Genomic DNA, 20,009 nt, shown 5'->3' on the forward strand with positions numbered 1-20,009 from the left:
CCCCTTTAAAGTTCAGGCAAAATGTCTGTAATTTGTTGTCTATGTTTCTCCAGCCAATCAGGCAGTTTTAAGGAAGTCCCTAGCTTATCAAATGATTCATCTGTCATAAAGCCCGGTTCATCTGTGGCGATTTCAAATAAGATACCGCCTTTCTCTCTGAAATAAACGGATGTAAAGTATTCCCTGTCAAGGATTTCTGACGCAGGCAGATGGTGTTCAGCAATAATCGGCAGCCATTTCGCCTGTTCCTCTTTCCTTGTCCGAAACGCTACATGGTGTACCGTCCCATAACCTCCCACCCCTCTTTTTTCAGGATGTAAATGAACGTCAATGACGCCGCCGACAGCTGCTGAGGATGTCAGCCTGACAATCTGATCTTCTTCGGCCACTTTGGTATATCCAAAGCTTTCCGTTAACAATTGTATGGTTGCCTGCGGGTCGTAGGAATACAGCAGCACGCCTTTCATTCCCGTAATTGCTTCATTTGTTGTGATCCCATCTGGCGTCCACTCGCTTTTGCTGCTTTTCGCATCCTCCATGATCGCCAGCGGAAGGTCTTCTGTATCATCAAAAATAAGGCCCTTTTCACCGAATAACGTCTTCTCCTCTAGGTTCAGCCCGTTTTTCTCAAGACGCTCCTTCCAAAAAGACAGGGAGCCTGCAGGAACTGAAAAGTACACCCGGCCCGCTTGGCCTTTGCCGACCGTTCCCTGTCCGCTTCCTTGGAACGGAAAAAAGGTCATTATTGTGCCGGGATCTCCATTTTGATTCCCAAAGTAAAAATGATACGTTCCGGGATCATCAAAGTTTACTGTTTTTTTAACAAGCCTGAGCCCAAGCACTTCTGTATAAAATCGCAAGTTTTCTTGCGGATCTCTCGCAAATGCTGTGACATGGTGCAATCCTTCTGTTTTCATTTTCTCACTCCCATTTATCTCGATTTCAAGATATTTATTATTTTAAACCTTTATTGAAAAGGATGCAAACCATGTGTTTTGATTAAATAATTGAAAAAATCATTTTTTTCTAATAATTATCTTGTGATCTTATCTTACAACTGCTATTATAGTGAGCATTATCATGTTTCAGGAGGAAAGTAAATGGTTAAAAAAGCACTTATTGTTATTCTTATTCTTTTGCCATTCGTTCAGCTCGCGCTTTTGCCGCTTGTGAATCGAATAGAACCGATTATGTTCGGCCTGCCGTTTTTCCACTTTTGGCTGCTGTTGTGGATTATCATTACGCCGTTATGCTCGTTTGGCATTTATCAGATGCAAAAAAAAGATGGAGGACTTGAATAATGCAAGGGAATCTGACTGCACTTCTTATTACAGCTATTATCGTCTTAACCGTTGTCTGTATCGGGTTTCTTGCCGGAAGAGACAAATCCTCGCGCACTTCTGTGGAAGAATGGTCTGTCGGCGGCAGACGCTTCGGCGGTCTTCTCGTCTGGTTTTTAGTAGGCGCTGACCTCTATACGGCCTATACGTTCTTGGGGTTAACCAGTACGGCTTTTACAGGGGGAAGCGTTGCATTTTTCGCCATTCCCTACTCTGTGTTGGCCTACTTTATTGCCTACTTCTTCCTGCCCAAACTTTGGAAAGTTGCGAAAATTCATAAATTAACAACACTCGCGGATTACGCTCGGGAACGTTTTAACAGTAAGCTTTTGGCAAGCCTTGTTGCCATCGTCGGGGTACTCATGCTTATTCCGTACATATGCCTTCAGCTGAGCGGCATTCAAGACACACTTCAGGTTGCCGGCACCGGATATATTAATGTGAAATTCGTTGTAATCATTTCATTTATTCTCGTTGCTCTTTATACATTCTTCAGCGGGATTAAAGGGCCTACATTTACAGCTATCATTAAAGACATTTTAGTATGGGTCATTATGCTGTTTATGGTGGTGTCTCTCCCTCTCATTCATTTTAACGGCTGGTCGCCAATGATTGACACGTTAGTGAAGGAAGCGCCGCAAATGCTGACGATACCGGCAGAAGGGCCAAAAGGCATTCCTTGGTTTATCACAGCATCTATTGTTTCCGCCTTGGCACTTTTTATGTGGGCACACGCCGCTACAGGCGTTTTTACAGCGAAAAGCGCCGATGCAGTAAGAAAAAACAGCATGTTTTTGCCACTTTACAATATTGTGTTAATTTTGGTCATTTTTCTTGGCTTTATCGCCTTTCTTGTTCTGCCGGAAGATACAAATCCAAGACTGGCGCTGCTGCATTTGATTCAAACATCTTACGGCGGCGTGGCGCAAGGTTTTGCATATGCCACGATTGCTCTTGCTTCACTGATCCCTTGTTCCATCATGGCAATCGGAGCATCAAATTTGTTCGCCAATAACTTGTACCGCGACTTGATTCATCCGACTGTGTCTCAAAGCAAGCTGACCCTTGTCACACGTTCAATGGTGTTTGTTGTCATCGGTCTTGCGCTTCTGTTTGGAATGCTGTTTCCGACTGCCTTAGTGACACTTCAGCTATTAGGCGTATCCGGTATGGTGCAAATCTTCCCTGCGATTGCTGTCAGCCTGTTCTGGAAAAACCAAACGAAAGAAGCGACGGTTTTCGGATTATTAGCCGGCCTTGCGGTAACGTTTATTGTGTATACCACTCAGTCCGCACATGGCATTTATGAAGGATTCTGGGGACTGGCCGCCAACATGATCGCTGTGGTTATTCTGAATCCGCTGTTCGTTAAAAAAGCGGGATCCAATCCTGTCATTGAAGGTTTATTTGGCAAAAAACAAGACGCTAACCCGAATCAAAAAGGTGCATAAAAAAACCATACGCGGCTGCCGCGTATGGTTTTTTTCACATTTCTTTTTTTAGTGTTTCAATTGCCTTTTCCATTTGCGTATCATTATTTGACAGCTTCTTTTGAAGTTCTGTCATTAATTTCGTTGTTGTATCGCCAGTCAATACGCCTGTTTCTTTCAGTTTCTCTTTTTTCTGGAACTGTTTGACGACAGATACAAAATCCTGGTCATACGTACCGGTAACCTTTACCTTGTAATCAAGTGCTTTGAGCATTTTCTGAGCCACTTTGACGTTTGTGCCTGAATCACCTGATTTGTACGTTTTATCTGCGTCCAAATACGGCAGCTTCGCGTAATCAGGCAGCTCTGCTTTCACTTGAGGTTTGATGCCTTTTTTGTGAATCCATTCACCGTCAGCAGTCAGCCATTTGGCGACTGTCAGTTTGACGGTAGAGCCATCATCATATTCTTTTGCCGTTTGCACTGTGCCTTTGCCGAATGTCGTTTCACCGATTAACGGTATGTTTGACGATTCATGAAGGGCAGCGGACATAATTTCGGCGGCGCTTGCTGTACCGTCATTTACCAAAACGACGGTCGGTTTGGTCACTTTACGTTCTTTTTCAGCCTTCATGACTTCTTTTGAACCGTTTTTGTATTCAACCTGCATGATGTTTTTCCCTTTATCAATGAACAGGTTGCTCATCGTAATCGCTTGTTCCATTAAGCCGCCCGGGTTGCCTCTCAGGTCTAAAATATAGCCTTTGACGCCTTTTTTCTCTAAACTGTCAATCGCATCTGTCAGCTCTTTAGCTGTTGTTTCAGAGAAAGAAGTGATTTGAATTTCTCCGATGTTGTTGTCTTTCATCTCTGAATAGACAGTCTCTACAGGAATGGTATCGCGTTTAATGGAAAGATCGATATGACCCACTCCCGCTCTGTTCAGCTCAAGCTTCACCTTTGTGCCCTTTTTGCCTCGGATTAAAGCAACGGCCTCATTTACATTCATGCCTTTAACGCTTTTTCCATTCACTTTTAGGATTTGGTCCCTTGGTTTAATACCGGCTTTTTCAGCAGGTGAACCTTTAATTGGTGATACAATAAGGATTTCTCCGTCTTTCTCCTCCACTTGGGCTCCGATTCCTTCAAAAGATGCAGAAATCGTTTCGTCAAATGATTTCGCTTGCTCTTGATCCATATATGTGGAATACGGATCATCCAGCGATTGAATCATTCCTTTAATTGCTCCGTCTACTAATTTGTCATCATCTGTTTTTTGGTAATAATCACTCTTGATTTGCTCATACGCTTTATTTAATTTGTCGAACTTGCTGTCTCCTGTGCTTGCTGATTTTTGGCCCAGGATACTGGAATTGCCCGTAATAAATAAAGTAAGCGCTGAAGCGACAACCGCAGTGATCAGCACAATAAAAAACAGTTTTAATTGCCGTTTCAATTAAACACCACCTTTTTCTTCTTACATTATTATCATGGACGAATTCTTATTCGTCAACTCGGAGCAGAAATGAGAGAGAAACGCCCTTCTTTTGCTTTTCATAAACCTATGTCTTTATACGACATATGATAAAGAAAAAGGAGGATTCGATATTGAGCCGATATTTAGAAATGCTGTCCTTATTCGGTGTCGCAGGAGCGCACCCAGGCGGGCTGGCTTTTTCAAAAGCAGTCTTGCAAAAGGCTGCGCCCTCCCCGGACCAGCCGATACTTGATGCTGGATGCGGAACAGGGCAAACAGCGGCTTATTTAGGACATTTGCTGTATCCTGTGACAGTCGTTGATAAAGATCCTATCATGCTTGAAAAAGCGAAAAAAAGATTTGCGAATGAAGGGCTTGCCATCCCTGCATATCAGGCGGAGCTGGAACATCTCCCGTTTTCTTCTGAGTCCTTTTCCTGCGTCCTGTCAGAGTCGGTCCTCAGTTTTTCACGCCTGACTTCCTCTCTTCAAGAAATTTCAAGAGTTTTAAAACCTGGCGGGATGCTGATTGGTATTGAAGCAGCTTTAAAAAAACCGATGCCCCCTGCAGAAAAGAATCAAATGATGGATTTTTACGGATTTACTTGCTTGCATGAAGAAAGCGAATGGCATAAACTCTTAAGATCTTATGGCTTTCAAAAAACGGAAGCGATGACACTGCTTCCAGAAGACATGGAATTTGAACCAACCACAGAAATGGATTTATCGCAAACGATCGCCCCCATCTATTACGATACGCTTCAAACACACTATCAGCTCATGCAAATATATAGTGAGTACATGGGTCATTGTATTTTTATCGCGTATAAGTAAAACGGCGTATCGCCCCCTATTTTCGTCCAACCTTTTTTTCCTATCTATCATATGCTGATAGAAAGTCAGTATAGGAGGGAACAATATTGGAGAGATATTACCATCTTTGCCGTAACCATCAAGGTAAAGTCGTCAGAATTACAGAGAGATGCGGAAGAGTTCACGTCGGCAGAATTACCCGTGTAACAAGAGACAGAGTTTTTATTGCTCCGGTCGGCGCAGGGCCAAGAGGTTTCGGTTACGGATATTGGGGCGGTTATTGGGGATATGGAGCGGCTTACGGGATTTCCCTCGGTTTAATTGCAGGAGTGGCTCTGGCTGGTTTATTCTTCTGGTAAATAGAGAATCATAGTCAGATCAATGCTAGATTACCGAATACAAGTAAGCCCGCTTATCAATGGTAAGCGGGCTATCTCTTTTAGATTTTTTTCACTTTTTCAAAGTACTCTTCCAGCGTTAAATCATTATCATGCATGACTTTCGCGGCCTTTTTGCCTACATAGCGCAGGTGCCATGGCTCATATTCATATTTCGTAATATCTTCTTTATTTTTCGGATAGCGAATGACAAAGCCATACTTATAAGCATTGTCCTGCACCCATTTCCCATCGGCCGTGCTACCGAAGGCTTCATTTAGCTCAAAGCCATTGCTTCGGCTGGAAATGTCCATCGCAAGGCCTGTTTGGTGCTCACTTTCACCTGGATAAGCAACCGCTTCTCTTGCCTTCTTTTCTCCTTTAAGGCTTACTTCATTGTCGAAAATGACTTTCTGTCTGTCATACGCACGGTATCCTGAGACAGCCGCCAGTTCATAGCCTTCCTTTTTCGCAGCATCGAACATCGTTTTTAACGCATCTGCCGCTTCCTTTCTGATGTAACGTTTTTGAATCTTTTCTTCAAAAGAAAACTCCACATCAGGTATGACAAGATCGCTAGGTTCATAGTTTCCGGGCAGCGCGTATTGTTTATTGACAAGCGCGAGTATATTTTCTGGATTTTGAATGGTTTCCAGACCGTCCACTTTTTTAATATCATTGAAATACTTGCTTTCCAATGAAAACTCACTGTCCTGGGTGTTTGTTTTTTTGTTGTCAGCTGTTTTTTGTTCTGCTTGCTTTGTTTCTGCTGTGGTTTTCGTATCCTTTTGAGCATCTCCATTTGACATGCTGCAGCCGGCTCCGACTATTGCCGTTACACTCAGAGCGGCAGCCAGTGAGAACCATTTACCGGACTTTTTCATATTACATTACCTTCCTTTTATCAATCGTTTCCGCATTCATAAAGAAGAGGCTGCCGGCACCCAGCACGCCTCTTGATTTATTTTATTGTGATACGGAATGTAAAGCCACTTCTATCATATCATGAAATGTGGTTTGACGCTCTTCCGCTGTCGTTTCTTCTCCTGTTAATACGTGATCACTCACGGTGAGAATTGACAGCGCTTTTCTTCCGTGCTTCGCTGCTAATGTATACAATGCAGTGGTTTCCATTTCAACACCCAGCACACCGTATTTTGCAAGCTTTTCAATTTGTGAATCGTCATTGTAGAACTGGTCAGCAGTAAATACGCTTCCTACAGTCACCGGCACGCCTTTATCCTTTGCGGCATCATAGGCATTTTTTAAAAGCTCGAAATCTGCACAAGGCGCAAAATCAATGCTTCCGAAAGCGACTCTGTTCATTTGTGAATCAGTTGAGGAGGTCATCGCTAAAATGACATCTCGCACTTTGACATCTTTACGGATAGCGCCGCAAGAACCTACTCTTATTAGATTCTGCACATCGTAGCTTTGAATTAATTCATTCACATAAATTGAAATAGACGGAACGCCCATTCCCGTGCCTTGCACTGAGATTTTTTTGCCTTTATATGTACCGGTAAACCCATACATGCCTCTGACTTCATTGTAGCATTCTACATTTTCAAGATACGTTTCTGCAATGAATTTTGCTCTGAGAGGATCACCCGGCAAAAGCACAGTATCCGCAATTTGTCCCTTTTCAGCACCTATATGTACGCTCATCTCATATCCTCCTGTAAATCTAAATTATCATCCAGCCCGTCCATTTTACAACGAATGTCATGATGAAACAAACTTCAGCATTGATTATAAAGGAATATGCAGAAAAAAGAAATGTTCGGGGATCTGTTAGGCGCTTTCTGAGAAAAGCGGATAATCGGGGTGTTAATTTGAAAACCTAACCGCAGGAAGGAGGGATGGGACATGGGTAAAAAACATCGTAACCGGATCACCGGCCAAAAAAAGAACAATCATATACCTGAAAAAGATATCATTGCAGCTGAAGAAGCACACGAGAAAGAATATTCCGCTGCCAAACGCAAGCCTTAAATTGCAGAAAACTGCGGATTTCCGCAGTTTTCTTTTCGTTATGTTGTTTGTACAATCAGACGGTTGATTTTCCTCCAGCCGGCGGGAAGCAGTTGATAATATGTTTTCCCTTTTCTGCCTTCATCAATCAGGATCACGTCCCCTGTAGCAATAAATCTCGCATCATAATCACTCGGAACAGTGTCGAATACATTAAACAAAGAGAACGCTCTTTTCAGTACATCTTGATGATCGCTCCCGTTCAGTTCAGTTCGATAGACGGCTTTGTAGCCCTTTTTTTCGCCAAACCGGGGTGTTTGAAATATTGTCACGTCATAGGAACAAGACTTCTTTTTAAACACGGATAACATCATCAAGATCCCCTCCCTTTTATTTCTTTAACATATTGGCGTTTTTGCTGTGTTTTCCTCTCTCTATTTTTGTCGAAACCGCTTAATCTTTTCGTCAAAATCTTTTACCAGGAAAAACAGAAGCAAGCCGAGACTGAAGCCTCCTAACACGTCTGTCAAAAAATGAACCCCCAGATAGATTCTGCTTAAGCCGACCAAAACAGTGATTACGCCGGCAATGGTATATACCATTTTTTTATGCTTGGACAAAAACGGGAGGTGTTTCACTAAAACATAAGCAATGACAGGATAGACACAAGCAGCATTCATAGAGTGGCCGCTCGGAAAACTAAAGGATGATTCATGAACCAGCGGTGCAAAATCAGGCCTCACTCTTTCGAGCCATTCTTTTAAGACTTTGTTTAACAGCCGATCTGCGCCGAATACCAGGAGCATCAACAGGCCATCCCATGTTTTTCTGTAAAAAAACAGGCCCGCTCCGATGATTACAATTAGAGGGAGCAGAAAAGAAGAAGCACCAAGATGCGTGATTCCTGTCATGACATCATTAAGCCATGGCTGGCGGATCAAAACAGCCGCTTTGCTTATGGCTTCATCTGCAGACTGAACAGCATTTGTATGAATGGCCGCAGCTAGAATGAGGAAGAAAAGAAACAAACTAACGGGCTTGTACAACAATGTAACCACCTCAATTTCACAGAAGTCATAGAACATGAATAATAAAACCGGAGCTGACCGCTCCGGTTTTAAGCCTCACTCATCTTCATCCAGCTCTTCATCTATCATACATTTTTCTATCAAATAATCAAAGGTAATATCAGCGATTTCAAACAGCTCATCCTCACTCGGTATGTAGCCCCGTCTTGCAAGCTCTCTGTAAAAAAATTCAGCGATTTCTTCCGTATCAATCACAAGATCTATCTCTTTCATCTCCGTACCGCCTCCTTTTTTATGTTTTATGAAAAAACAGGCTGAATTATACCCGGTGTTCTAAACAATTCTTTCAGTCATATATTGAATAAAAAACGAGCCATGGGAGGCTGACGCTATGATCGCTAAAATGATGGAAGCACTGGACGGAGAAAGATTTGATATCATAATGGAAAAAACGCTCAAAGGGATGACGCGTGTCATGATTTGGGGCTGTCTGCCTTATTTTATATATATCTTGATCCGTATGTTCACAAACTAACTGAAATGCTCTTTTAAACTTTCCAGAACAAACTTCATCATATCTTTATATTCTTCATCATGGAACATTTTGTACAGAATTTTGTAATCATTATAAATATCCAGAAGCTCATCAACAATTGATACAGCAAGGATGTGAAGGGTATCTTGATCTTCATCATCGCCTTCAAACTGAAGAAGAGCAGACGATGCGATATCTTCGCCGATCTCATGGCCAGTTTCTCCGACATAGTGGACAAACAACAGCTGGTGTACAAACTGGTCCATTTCATATTTTCTAAGCACCAGCGTGAGATCCTCTTCCTCCGTTTCAAGCCACTCTCCATCCTTTAAACGGGTGAGCTCATAAATGATATCTTCCCAGCCATCTTCTAAATATCTCCAAATTTCTGTTCTGTGGCCGATAATGCGAAAGAGTTCTTTTCCATAATCTTTTACATAAACAACGTCTCCAATAAGGAATTCATACTCAATATCAAGCTTTTCCATGTCGACAATGACACCCTCATAATCTTTATAAAGCTGAATGGACGATTCGAAGTATAAAACTTCGTTATGATTGACCTCATAAAGATAGTGTTTATCAATTTGGTGCACTTTTGTGATGGTGCCAACTGTTCCATACATAATGACGACTACGATATCCCCTACTTGGAATTTCGGTTTATTTTGCTTCATGGTGTCTCCCCCTCGCCGCAACATTTCTCATACGCTATCGTATGCCGGGGGAAGCCAATTCGCATGGGCATGAAAACCAAAGGAAATATCCAATTATGGTATGGATATGGACATAAAAAAATCCGCAGTGATCTGCGGATGAAACAGCTATTATCTGCCGTGCACTTCAGCCTCGTATTGATCCCAAGCTTCATCAAACGTTGCCATCGTGTGAAGATAATCAGCATTCAGCTCCAAATACGAACTGATTTCATGATAATCGGTTGATGTTTTCGGAAAGCTGTGATCCTCATACGCCTGATTGGCAAATTCACTGATGCTGTCCTTCGGCTTCGGGTGTCTGTATTTTAATAAATAGTGATAAAAGGATTTCATGGGTTTCCCCTCCTGGTGTCTGTCTTTTGTTGTTCTATTATACAGTTCAAGTGTAAAATTACAACAAAAGAATACTGAAACATGACTCAGGAGAAGTCAAAATAGTTGCGTTTCAAAATCCTTTCTGTCTCCATGAGCTGCTGATACGTTAGGCTTTCAGGCAGTTTTTTTGTTTGAATCAAAAGCAACTGATCCTCAATCTCCTTAACCGTATTTTCCTCTTGATAGCTCATACCGCAGGCAGCACATACCATGGCGGGGGTGTCTGTCAATTCTATAGCCCTCGTTCCATCAGGGAGCTCCCAGTACACGGTGTTCCTTCCGGGCACCGCTTCAAGTTCGCCGCACCATTCGCATGTTTTCATGAAGAATCTCCTCCGCTTTCAATCTCTTCCTGTTTTTTCTGCTGCGCCAAAAATTTCTTTTCTTTAAGCTGATCCCTTTTCTCACGGCGGTCTTTTAATGTTTCATGCTCCGGATTTGCGATGTATGCCTCTCTCCTTTTGATTCTGTCTATATTTTCAGGTGTAAATGAAACTTCTTTGTCAGCAAAAATAGCACTCAGCCCGACCGGATCCTTTTTGTCAGCGGTTTCAGGGAAAACGGACTCAAAATAAGCGTCTGCCTGGTTGGGGATATAATTCTCCGGTTCCGGATATGACGTAATCACACCTTCAAAATTTCTTAAGATGACTTTGTCAGGACTTTGTGACAGGACATAGTTTGGCTGCAGGGCGATTTTACCTCCGCCGCCTGGTGCGTCAACGACAAAGGTAGGAACCGCATAGCCTGAGGTATGCCCTCTCAGCCCTTCAATGATCTCCAAACCTTTGGAAACAGGCGCCCTGAAATGCCCGATACCCTCTGACAGATCACATTGGTAGATATAATACGGACGGACTCTGATTTTTACCAAATCGTGCATAAGCTTTTTCATAATTGGAACCGAATCATTAATACCCGCTAATACGACAGCCTGATTTCCGACCGGCACACCTGCGTTCACAAGCTTTTCACAGGCTTCAACAGATTCCTCTGTCATTTCGATGCTTGTGTTGAAATGGGTGTTCAGCCAGACCGGATGATATTTTTTCAATATCTCGCACAATTGATCGGTAATGCGCTGCGGAAAGACGACAGGCGCCCTTGTTCCGATTCTGATGACTTCCAAATGCGGAATGCTCCGCAGCTCTTTTAAAATGTATTCTAAAATTTGATCATTAATAAGCAGCCCGTCACCGCCTGAAATTAAACAATCACGGATTTCAGGTGTTTCCCTGATATAAGCAATTGCAGCATCCAGCTGTTTTTTAGGGACTCCCATTCCGATTTGTCCGGAAAAACGCCTTCTTGTGCAGTAGCGGCAGTACATGGAACATTGATTCGTGACAAGAAACAGCACACGGTCGGGATAGCGGTGTGTCAGACCCGGTACCGGTGAATCTTCATCCTCATGTAGCGGGTCTTCCAGATCGTATTTTGTTTTGTGCATTTCTTCAGAAAGCGGCACAGACTGCATGCGGATCGGGCATCTCGGATTGTCGGGGTCCATTAAAGAAGCATAGTAAGGCGTAATATTTAAGGGGATCGTTTTTGTAGAAATTCTGACACCTTCCTCTTCTTCCTTGGTCAGATTGATAACCTTCTTTAAATCCTCTAACGTTCTAACAGTATGTGTCAGCTGCCAAAGCCAATCGTTCCATTTCTCTTCCGGAACGTCCTTCCATAACTCGATCTCCTTCCAATGCCGTTTCGGTTTATACCATTTGTTTTCCAAACGAACTCCTCCTCGCACATGTTTTGACTTACAGTTGTTTGCACCAAATATTCATGTTTTCAAGACCTTCGGCTATAAAGCAATTATTGATCAGCCTTCCGCCATACTGATAACCTGAATGATACAACACAGCATTCATCCCAAAAGACGAAGCACGGGCGAGAGAAAACACATGGAAGATATCCCTTCCAGCCATTTCTTTTTCTAACGCCTTGATTAAAAAGCTTGTCAGCGAATGGCCGCGATATTCCGGCAGCACAGCGCAATCGGTTATTTCTGCATGCCCCAGCTCTGGATTGATTTCTGCGCTTGCTGCGCTGATCAGGCGGTCATGATCAAGCATGATATAATACACCGTATTTGCCTTCATCGTCTTTTCAATATAAGCGGGGTCAAATACGGGGGTCGGATACGTACGGAATACTTTTTTATACAGCATTGACAGCTGATACATGTCGTTTGTTTCTGCTTTTCTCATCGTAAATACGGGTATGTTGTCGTTGCGGAGACGGGGCACTGTGCGATATAAGGATTCGATGATCTCCTGTTCCTCAGTATATGAATCTGTTTGTCTCCGGCTTTCTGAAAGGTAACGAACCATGACACAAGCCGAATGGCCGAGGTAATAGCCCTTTAGATAACCCTCCGGCGCAAATAATTGTTTGGCAAGCATTGGTTCATCATGCTGCTTCGTATAGACGATGATTTTTTCCGCATTCTCTTCTTTCGCCGCTGCCACGATATCTGGCAGGGCCTTCTCAATGGCTCCGTCATAACAGACCACTCTGATTCGTTTATTAAAGCTGTCATGGTCCAAAACTGCTGTGACACCGCTACTCTTTATCGACTTGAGCATCCGCATCCTCCCCGTCTGTATGAAGCCCGCACCAATCCATGACAAAAAGTGCAATAATTTTAGCAGATTCTATCATGGCCTCAACCTCAATGTATTCATTGGCCTGATGAGCCGCTTTTGTTTCCCCTGGCCCGAAGACGATCACTGGCGTATCTCCTGCATGATATAAAAGCCCTCCATCCGTTCCCCACGGGGAAGCTTCGAGAATCGGCTCTGTCTGTTTCATTTTTTGATAGGCTGATTGCAGCACAGAAATTAAAGGGTGGTCATCAGGTAAATCATTCGGCAGCCACTGAGCGCCAAACCATTCTACTTCTACGGGATGGCGTTTAAACCATTCGTCACGGTATTCTAAATCCTTCAGCCAGTTTTCCAATTCAAGTTTGACAGCTTCTGGTTTCTCATGGGGGGCAATTCCGCATCTCCCTTCTATGACGACACGGTCTGCAACTGAAGATGGCCAGGCACCGCCTGAGATGGTGCCGATATTCACCGGTACCGGTATTGGGATATTGTCATACAGCGGATCTGAGATTCTCGCATTGCGGACCTTCTCCAGCTCTTGTATCGCTGTAATAACATGCATGCTTTTTTCAATCGCGCTTACCCCTTCATAGCGTGTGCCCCCATGTGCCGCTAATCCCTTCACTGTGATCCGAAACCACATTGAGCCCTGCTGCTTTATAAATAGTTTCATATTCGTCGGTTCAGGTATCAGCGCCCCGTCAGCACGATAGCCTCTCATGATGGCAGACAGTGTTCCGGCGCCGCCGCACTCTTCATCTACAACACTCTGAAACAATACATCTCCCTTCAATTTGACATCGCAGGCGTGCAAGGCTTCTAAAGCAAAAAGAAGGGCTGTATTGCCTCCCTTCATATCCGTTGAGCCGCGGCCGTATATTTTACCGTTTTCTTCGAAAGCTTGATACGGTTCATACTTCCAATCCTTTACGTTTCCTTCAGGCACAACATCGATATGGCCGTTCAAAATCAGGGACCTGCCTCCGCCTGCTCCTGTTTTTTTCGCCACGATGTTCGGGCTCTCATGAAAATCAGAACGATTTGATTTAAAGTAGGGATGCTGTTTTAATTGCTTTAGGCTTGGCTCCCATACATCAATGTCCATATGAAATTGCCGGAGTTTTTCAAGCACAACAGCTTGGGCGTTAAACTCTGACCCCAAAGTGCTTTTTTCCCCAATCAGCCTTTTGAGAAGACGAATGGCTTTGGCCGAATGCTGATCAAGCCACCCGATAACTTTTCTTTCAATGTCTTGCATCCTCATTCCCCCTCTTAAGAAAAAGGCATATCTATTTTGATTTCAGCCTCTGTCAGCCTCGTCACCTCTTCGATTGTCGAGCCATTCATCAGCTCTTTTAAAATAAAGTGATGGCCATCGACCTCAAGAACCGCTTTTTCGGTAATAATCAAATCCACACAGCCTGCGGCAGTTAACGGCAGCGTACATCTTTCTGTTAATTTAGGCCTTCCCTTTTGATCTGTATGACTCATGACAACAACCACTTTTTTCGCTTTTTGGGCAAGCTCCATCGCCCCGCCCATACCCGGCACCTTTTTTCCCGGAACAAGCCAATTTGCCAAATCGCCTGATTGGCTCACCTGCAGGGCGCCTAAGATGGTAATGTCAATTTTGCCTCTTCTGATCATTGCAAAAGACATCGTAGTATCAAAATAGGAAGCCCCTTTTACAGCCCGGACAGGATATCCCGCAGCGTTGCATAAATGCGCATCCTCTTCTCCCTTTTCAGGACTTTCTCCAATGCCAAGGACACCGTTTTCGGCTTGAAACATGACCTGCATGTCAGTTGGCAAAAAGTTAGGGACCAAGGATGGGATGCCGATGCCGAGATTCACAATCATGCCCTGCTTAATTTCAGCAGCAGCCCGTTTTGCGATTTGTTCTCTTTCTGCTACTCCCAAGCCCATTTCCACTTCACTCCTTCACTTCGTACAACCCCCTCGACAAAAATCCCCGGTGTGACAATCATTTCTTCAGAAATCTCTCCCATCGGGACGATACGCTCAGCTTCGGCAAAGGTTCTCCTGGCGGCCATTGCCATTAACGGATTCATATTGCGCGCGGTTTTGTCATACGTTAGATTGCCGAATTCATCGGCAATGCACGCATTGATGAAAGCAAAATCAGCCGTCAGCGCTTCTTCTATCAAATATCGTTTTCCCGCCACAGTTACGATGTCCTTTTCCTCGCAAACCATTTGATTATCAATGCCGATATCGCTTAAAATACCGCCAAGTCCTGCTCCGCCGGCGCGAATCCGCTCCGCAAGCGTTCCCTGAGGTGAAAATTGAATTTCTAATGTCCCGTCTGTCATCTGTTTCCCCGCTACAGGATTGGAACCGATATGCGAGGCGATCAGGGTTTTGACCCGTTGATTAACAATAAGCGGGCCGATCCCTATCTCCGGGAAACCCGCGTCATTGCAAATAACAGTTAAATCCGTTACACCGCTGTCCAAAATAGCCTCAATCAATGAAGGAGGCGACCCGACTCCTCCAAAACCGCCAAACATCAGAACCGATCCGTCCTGAACATCTGCAATTGCTGTTTCAATGCTGATTGCTTTTTGAAATGGCGCCATTTGATGTCAATCCTTTTTTAAGTTTTTTTCGACCGCTGCAACTGTTTCTGAAAAAATAGAGATAAGCTCTTCAACTTCACCGTCGGAAATGGTAAAAGGAGGAGCAATAATGACAGCATCTCCTTCTCCGCTGTCTATCCCAGCTTTGGAAGGATAAACAATCAGCCCGCGTTTTTTCGCCTCGCTGACAATAAGCTGGGTTACCGCCTGTTCTGGCGGAAACACTTTCTTCGTTTTCTTGTCTGCCACAAATTCAACGCCTAATAGCAGACCCTTTCCGCGCACATCACCTATGATGCCGCTTTGAGATGCCGCCTCTTCAAGCTTCTTCTTCAGCACAGCTCCTTTTACTTCTGATTGTTTGATCAAGCCGTGCTTTAACACATACCGCAAAACTTCAAGAGCAGCTTTGGCTGAATAGGGATGTGCACTATATGTGTGGCCGCTCATAATCACACCTGATCCTTGTTTAATCGTTTCAACAATAGAATCAGATACAACGGCAGCAGCAATGGGGGCATACCCCGCACCGAGACCCTTGCCCAGTACAGCAATATCAGGAATGGTGTGCCAATGCTCTGTCGCAAGCATCCTTCCTGTTCTCCCAAGCCCTGTCATGACTTCGTCTGCAATAAAAAGCACGTCGTGTGTGCGGCATACCTCGCTTAATTTCTCATAATATCCCGGAGGCGGAGTAATCGCTGCTCCTGCAGCACCAATAATTGGCTCAGCCACAAAGCCGGCAATGAATTGGCTTCCAATTCTTTTGATTGCAGTGTCTAGTTCATCAGCTGCAGACTGAACAAAGTCTTCTGCCGTCTCATGATTCAGCCGATAAAGGTGTGGAGCTGAGATAGCAGGATATCGTTCAACGAGATGGGTGAACCGGTATCTCCTTTCATAAAAACCAGATAATGAAAGCGCTCCCAAAGTTATTCCGTGGTAACTGCTCCACCGAGACAAAAAGATGGATTTTTGTGTTTGCTTTTTTTCCTGCCAATACTGAATGGCGATTTTCATCGCTGTTTCTATCGCTTCTGATCCGCTGTTGACAAAAAAAGACCAATTCACATCTCCCGGCAGCTCCCGTGCCAAGAGAGCGGCTAATTGCTCGGCGGGCTCGCTCGTAAACTGTGAGCGGTAAGCAAAAGACACCTGATCAAGCTGTTCTTTCAGCTTCTCAGTCACATCACGAACTCCGTGGCCGATATTACATGTCACCGCACCTGACGAGCCGTCAAGATATTTTTTTCCGGTCTGATCATAAACATATGAACCCTTCGCATAACCGACAACCGGATAGACCGAGCTAAGCTCCGGCTTAATCAAATAACTGCTCATGCTCCCACCTCAAAACCCTTTTAACATATTGTATGAGTGTCCAAATGGCGGCATGACGTTCCCAGCAAAAACTTTTTCACATAAAAAGAGCCTCCCAGAAGGGGAAGGCTCTTTTTGAATTCAGCATCTAGCAAATAAAAGCGGCTCCGACAATAATTAATAAAATGAACAAGACGACAATCAATACAAATGTATTTGTCCCGCAGCCAAATCCGTAACCGTATCCAGGGTATCCATACATGCTGTTTTCATCCTTTCTTATCACGATATACGGCATTTTATGCGGGCCAAGTCCCAAATGGTTTGTGCAAACGCCTATTTCATGTAAGGAAATAATGAAAAACAGTATGCACCCGCTCATATTTTTTAAATGTCAGCTTTTCGTAAAAATGGGTTGCACCGTCTGTGCTTGTAGCGACTAAGTAGACTGCTTCCATTCCTAGTGATTTGGCGATGGACAGCATTTCTTGCACTAAGATACTGCCGTAGCCCCTCCTTTGAAACTGATCTAAAATTGCTACTTCTTCGATTTTAGCTGTTTTCTCTTGCTGATCGATAAACAGCTCTCCGCACCCAATGGGAATTTTCTGTGCCTGGTCGCTATAACAAACAACAAGAATGATTGTACCCGCTTCGTAGAAAGGATATTTTCTATTTAATTTTTGTTCGGCGATCGCTTCTCCAATATAAATGGAATCGTAAATTTTCATAATAGAAGATCCGTCGCTAAGGCTCTTTGCCGTCCCCCATGCGGTTAAAGGATGTCCCATCTGTCCATTCCAGTCATTAAGCTTCATGTCATATAGTAGCTCATCCTCGACGACAAAACCGCTTTTTACAAGCGACTGCTTCAAACCGAGCGGAAAAACATGCTGCGGCGATGCTTTTAAATGGAGATAATTCGCCCCAAGCAACTTTGGTACGGAGGGCAAAAAATTCAATAACCGCTCCAATGGAAACGTATCATGGAGCTGAACAAAATTATGAGAAAAAATTTGCGGAAGCTGAGGATCTCTGTATACGCTGTAATGATCAAACGATGTCGATTCAGACGTTAACAATATATATTGATGTTCCGTTTTTGCATAATGTCCTGTCATGAACGTCTCCTTTTTATGACCTATCCCTATACTCTGTTGCAATGTTCAATTTCTTTATAATCTCATCGTACACCGGATAAAACGGCTTTCCAATTGGAAATTGCTGAATATTTCGGAAAGAAGCGGAGATTGGCTTCTGATGTAAAAAAAACTTCCTTGCTACTTGTTCACTAATTGGGTGAAAGAAGCCGTTTAGAAACAAAAACGGCTCGCGTTCGATGAAAAACAGCCTTCGGCCAGGCGGATTTTTGATCAATTCAGATCGCTTCCACATAATCGGCGGTCCTTCCAAAAGCGCCTCCAGCTCCTCTTTTCCAACTGTCAATATGTCTTTTTTTTGAAATTGATAAAATTGAAACGCATACTGGTCCACAATGCGCCTTTTTTTTCCGGCTTCAATATAAAATATGGCAGGATGGTCAGCTTCCTTTACTAAAATATAATTCGGAATGTTTAAAATTTTACCAATCCTATATTGGAATAAATATGGGTCTGGAACAGCGACAGTCCGATTTAGATACCAAAAACTCCACTTTTCCCCGACAGGGTGCCGTACACCCTGATCAAGAAAATACACAGTTTGATCTGAACCTTTCACAAAAGAGCCGTCAATCAAATCGGCGGGCAGAAACCGATATGCATTTTGAAATGAATCTGGGGTTTTATAAGTTGTATCTAATACTTCATTTATCGGCAGAAATGGGGTAAAGTTGTTGAGTCTCGCCCAAAAAATTGCGTCGCCATGATTCCAATGCTTCATATCATCATCCCAATAGCCTCCATATTTATAGTGAATGAGATTAAGTAACGAACGGCGATGCATTACTGAACAATGATCAACATGAAAAGCCGCCTGCTCTAGCACTGCATTGGCATTTCTGTAGAAATGTGAGATTTCCTCTCCCCTTTCGTTTACATGTACAACTTTTTGTTTTGAATAGACAACCTGCGCTTCAGGCTGATGTGAAAATTCTTGCACCATACGGCTCAGCCGCTCGGGATGATAAACAGTGTCATCAGTAAGATAGGAAATGAAATCGCCGTCTGCAAATGGGAGCGCACTGTTAATTAATGTGGCATAACGGGCTGTTTTTAATCGATCTGCAGGTTGCACGAAACTGTTATGATATTGAATGCGCCGGTCATGGAGATACTTGTGAATCACCGCAGTTGTTTCTTCATTCGAATGATCATCCATAATAAAAAGCTCCCAAAGATCATGCGTTTGCTGAATCACGCTTTCGATCGCTTTTTGCAAATATTTAGGTTTGTTGTAACTTGTTAAAATAATAGACACTTTCTCTCCCATCTATACCGCCCCCGCCGTCAAACATAAAAACGGCTCCGCAGCAAGCAGAGCCTCTGTCATCATTTAAAAAGCACCCCAGCTTACAACACTTGAGAGTGACACATGAGATCTCGTGTTATTTAACGGGTTTTGAAAAATAACCAAATCAGTCAGTACTTCTTTTACGATGACATTCTGAAGCGTATCTCCGTTGATCAAATGAACTTTTGAAACCGGTACGCCCAGCTCCTTTGCAAAAACGAGCTGGCGTCTGAGATCAGATGGATTTCCTTCAGTAGATGATTGACGAATAAGCAGAATCAGTAAAAGCAAAATAAAATGCAGTTCATCTTGGTTTTCTTCTCGATCCACTTGTTTCTCTAAATCCAAATAATCCCTCTCCCTTATCCCTTTACTCTGTTTCACAATATGAGCGACTTTGATGTATGGTATAGGGCTATGTCCACTCCATTAAAAAATCAGCATTTTCCTTAAATACATGAAAAATAGGTCTGGTACGGCGTTCGACTCATACCAAACAACAGCCTGAAGAATAGATTAACGTGAGTTCACTATCGAATAGGAGGTGTGTGTAATGAGCTCTGAAAATGCACAGTTAAAAAAGGATTTAATTAAAACCGTTTTAAGTCCTTTATTTCCAACTGCAACAGAAGGAGGAGAAAACATGGAAAGTAATCTTAAAGCCTTGCTTGAAGCTGCCATCGATCAAAAAGTAGATGAAAGTGAAACGGTTACGGCAGAATCTATTTTAGACCCTTCCCTTCCGGCAAGATGGATTTTTGCCAGAATTACGCCAGGCACGACAATCAGCATTGTGACTGATTCAGGTGACATGATTGGGCCGGTTGTTTTCGTTGCTTTCGATCAAGTTCACGGTATCGTCTTTGTAACACAGGAAAGCTCCGTCACTCCGGCAGGTCAAGCTACAACATTAATTGATGTAGACAAAGTAGAAAGCGTTACGTTCTTTTCATAAC

Annotated in this window: 27 protein-coding genes and 1 pseudogene; 7 read left to right on the forward strand and 21 right to left on the reverse strand. The window is 43.4% G+C overall.

Features of this window, described 5'->3' with window-relative positions:
* Positions 1-5: 5 nt before the first annotated feature.
* Positions 6-917: a ring-cleaving dioxygenase gene (locus C1T29_RS12180; RefSeq protein ID WP_103749652.1), complete on the reverse strand. Its 912-nt coding sequence runs from the start codon at positions 915-917 to the stop codon at positions 6-8.
* A gap of 183 nt (positions 918-1,100) precedes the next feature.
* Here C1T29_RS12180 and C1T29_RS12185 point away from each other — a divergent pair, with 183 nt between their 5' ends.
* Positions 1,101-1,301, forward strand: coding sequence for a DUF3311 domain-containing protein (locus C1T29_RS12185; RefSeq protein ID WP_014477095.1), 201 nt, complete (start codon positions 1,101-1,103; stop codon positions 1,299-1,301).
* Entirely contained in the window at positions 1,301-2,791 is a 1,491-nt protein-coding gene (locus C1T29_RS12190; protein WP_103749651.1) for a sodium:solute symporter family protein, read from the forward strand. Before C1T29_RS12185 ends, C1T29_RS12190 begins: the two co-directional genes overlap by 1 nt.
* A 34-nt stretch (positions 2,792-2,825) precedes the next feature.
* On the opposite strand, the gene ctpA is transcribed toward C1T29_RS12190, so the two are convergent.
* Entirely contained in the window at positions 2,826-4,226 is a 1,401-nt protein-coding gene (ctpA, locus tag C1T29_RS12195; RefSeq protein ID WP_103749650.1) for a carboxy-terminal processing protease CtpA, read from the reverse strand.
* A gap of 152 nt (positions 4,227-4,378) precedes the next feature.
* On the opposite strand from ctpA, the gene C1T29_RS12200 reads away from it, so the two are divergent.
* Together C1T29_RS12200 and C1T29_RS12205 are read left to right on the forward strand one after the other, a co-directional pair.
* On the forward strand, positions 4,379-5,080 hold the full coding sequence (locus C1T29_RS12200; protein ID WP_014664296.1) for a class I SAM-dependent methyltransferase: 702 nt from the start codon (positions 4,379-4,381) through the stop codon (positions 5,078-5,080).
* Positions 5,081-5,166: 86 nt separating this feature from the next.
* Entirely contained in the window at positions 5,167-5,418 is a 252-nt protein-coding gene (locus C1T29_RS12205; protein WP_095431568.1) for a hypothetical protein, read from the forward strand.
* Between the two features lie 80 nt (positions 5,419-5,498).
* Here C1T29_RS12205 and ldcB read toward each other — a convergent pair whose 3' ends face one another.
* Together ldcB and deoD are read right to left on the reverse strand one after the other, a co-directional pair.
* Complete coding sequence (gene ldcB, locus C1T29_RS12210; RefSeq protein ID WP_103749649.1) at positions 5,499-6,320, reverse strand: LD-carboxypeptidase LdcB; 822 nt, start codon at positions 6,318-6,320, stop codon at positions 5,499-5,501.
* A gap of 82 nt (positions 6,321-6,402) precedes the next feature.
* Positions 6,403-7,104: a purine-nucleoside phosphorylase gene (deoD, locus tag C1T29_RS12215; RefSeq protein ID WP_003241589.1), complete on the reverse strand. Its 702-nt coding sequence runs from the start codon at positions 7,102-7,104 to the stop codon at positions 6,403-6,405.
* A gap of 201 nt (positions 7,105-7,305) precedes the next feature.
* On the opposite strand from deoD, the gene C1T29_RS12220 reads away from it, so the two are divergent.
* Complete coding sequence (locus C1T29_RS12220; RefSeq protein ID WP_103749648.1) at positions 7,306-7,431, forward strand: hypothetical protein; 126 nt, start codon at positions 7,306-7,308, stop codon at positions 7,429-7,431.
* Positions 7,432-7,469: 38 nt separating this feature from the next.
* Here the strand turns inward: C1T29_RS12220 and yodL are convergent, their stop codons facing one another.
* From yodL to C1T29_RS12235, 3 genes are all read right to left on the reverse strand, one after another.
* Entirely contained in the window at positions 7,470-7,784 is a 315-nt protein-coding gene (gene yodL, locus C1T29_RS12225) for a shape determination protein YodL (protein ID WP_103749647.1), read from the reverse strand.
* Between the two features lie 60 nt (positions 7,785-7,844).
* Positions 7,845-8,456: a phosphatidylglycerophosphatase PgpB gene (gene pgpB, locus C1T29_RS12230; protein ID WP_103749646.1), complete on the reverse strand. Its 612-nt coding sequence runs from the start codon at positions 8,454-8,456 to the stop codon at positions 7,845-7,847.
* 78 nt (positions 8,457-8,534) lie between these two features.
* Positions 8,535-8,711: a YozD family protein gene (locus C1T29_RS12235; RefSeq protein WP_003231166.1), complete on the reverse strand. Its 177-nt coding sequence runs from the start codon at positions 8,709-8,711 to the stop codon at positions 8,535-8,537.
* Between the two features lie 118 nt (positions 8,712-8,829).
* Between C1T29_RS12235 and C1T29_RS12240 the strand changes: the two genes are divergently transcribed.
* The gene (locus C1T29_RS12240; protein ID WP_014664301.1) at positions 8,830-8,973 is read left to right on the forward strand and encodes a hypothetical protein; all 144 of its coding nucleotides are present in this window, start codon (positions 8,830-8,832) and stop codon (positions 8,971-8,973) included.
* On the opposite strand, the gene C1T29_RS12245 is transcribed toward C1T29_RS12240, so the two are convergent.
* The 14 genes and pseudogenes from C1T29_RS12245 to cgeC all read right to left on the reverse strand — a co-directional run bounded on the left by C1T29_RS12245 (position 8,970) and on the right by cgeC (position 19,401).
* Positions 8,970-9,650, reverse strand: coding sequence for a hypothetical protein (locus C1T29_RS12245; protein ID WP_095431564.1), 681 nt, complete (start codon positions 9,648-9,650; stop codon positions 8,970-8,972). The two genes, C1T29_RS12240 and C1T29_RS12245, sit on opposite strands and share 4 nt — an antisense overlap.
* Positions 9,651-9,800: 150 nt before the next feature.
* Positions 9,801-10,025: a YozE family protein gene (locus C1T29_RS12250; protein WP_003241575.1), complete on the reverse strand. Its 225-nt coding sequence runs from the start codon at positions 10,023-10,025 to the stop codon at positions 9,801-9,803.
* An 86-nt stretch (positions 10,026-10,111) separates the two neighbouring features.
* A complete protein-coding gene (locus tag C1T29_RS12255; protein WP_040082864.1) occupies positions 10,112-10,390 on the reverse strand; it encodes a YokU family protein in 279 nt (92 codons plus the stop codon).
* On the reverse strand, positions 10,387-11,802 hold the full coding sequence (gene ablA, locus C1T29_RS12260) for a lysine 2,3-aminomutase (RefSeq protein WP_014664304.1): 1,416 nt from the start codon (positions 11,800-11,802) through the stop codon (positions 10,387-10,389). Before ablA ends, C1T29_RS12255 begins: the two co-directional genes overlap by 4 nt.
* 28 nt (positions 11,803-11,830) lie before the next feature.
* Positions 11,831-12,658 (reverse strand): putative beta-lysine N-acetyltransferase, encoded by an 828-nt coding sequence (gene ablB, locus C1T29_RS12265; RefSeq protein ID WP_103749645.1) that lies wholly within the window; start codon positions 12,656-12,658, stop codon positions 11,831-11,833.
* Entirely contained in the window at positions 12,636-13,946 is a 1,311-nt protein-coding gene (locus C1T29_RS12270; protein WP_095431563.1) for a peptidase, read from the reverse strand. The genes ablB and C1T29_RS12270 overlap by 23 nt, the downstream gene beginning before the upstream one ends.
* An 8-nt stretch (positions 13,947-13,954) precedes the next feature.
* A complete protein-coding gene (locus C1T29_RS12275) occupies positions 13,955-14,608 on the reverse strand; it encodes a 3-oxoacid CoA-transferase subunit B (RefSeq protein WP_071582195.1) in 654 nt (217 codons plus the stop codon).
* Positions 14,593-15,282 carry a CoA transferase subunit A gene (locus C1T29_RS12280; protein WP_095431561.1) on the reverse strand — a complete coding sequence of 230 codons (690 nt, stop codon included), beginning with the start codon at positions 15,280-15,282 and terminating at the stop codon, positions 14,593-14,595. Before C1T29_RS12280 ends, C1T29_RS12275 begins: the two co-directional genes overlap by 16 nt.
* Before the next feature lie 6 nt (positions 15,283-15,288).
* On the reverse strand, positions 15,289-16,623 hold the full coding sequence (locus C1T29_RS12285) for an aspartate aminotransferase family protein (protein WP_095431560.1): 1,335 nt from the start codon (positions 16,621-16,623) through the stop codon (positions 15,289-15,291).
* Positions 16,604-16,743: pseudogene (locus C1T29_RS12290) on the reverse strand (hypothetical protein). Before C1T29_RS12290 ends, C1T29_RS12285 begins: the two are co-directional and overlap by 20 nt.
* A 7-nt stretch (positions 16,744-16,750) precedes the next feature.
* Positions 16,751-16,984, reverse strand: coding sequence for a YjcZ family sporulation protein (locus C1T29_RS24985; RefSeq protein WP_124043681.1), 234 nt, complete (start codon positions 16,982-16,984; stop codon positions 16,751-16,753).
* Positions 16,944-17,723, reverse strand: coding sequence for a spore maturation N-acetyltransferase CgeE (gene cgeE / locus C1T29_RS12300; protein ID WP_095431559.1), 780 nt, complete (start codon positions 17,721-17,723; stop codon positions 16,944-16,946). Before cgeE ends, C1T29_RS24985 begins: the two co-directional genes overlap by 41 nt.
* Positions 17,724-17,736: 13 nt before the next feature.
* Positions 17,737-19,032, reverse strand: coding sequence for a spore maturation glycosyltransferase CgeD (gene cgeD, locus C1T29_RS12305; RefSeq protein WP_095431558.1), 1,296 nt, complete (start codon positions 19,030-19,032; stop codon positions 17,737-17,739).
* Positions 19,033-19,095: 63 nt separating this feature from the next.
* Complete coding sequence (cgeC, locus tag C1T29_RS12310; RefSeq protein WP_014664314.1) at positions 19,096-19,401, reverse strand: spore maturation protein CgeC; 306 nt, start codon at positions 19,399-19,401, stop codon at positions 19,096-19,098.
* A 205-nt stretch (positions 19,402-19,606) separates the two neighbouring features.
* Here cgeC and cgeA point away from each other — a divergent pair, with 205 nt between their 5' ends.
* Positions 19,607-20,008, forward strand: a complete 402-nt coding sequence (gene cgeA, locus C1T29_RS12315) for a spore crust protein CgeA (RefSeq protein ID WP_040082853.1) — start codon at positions 19,607-19,609, stop codon at positions 20,006-20,008.
* Position 20,009 lies beyond the last annotated feature (1 nt).

This window comes from Bacillus sp. MBGLi79 (assembly GCF_002953915.1).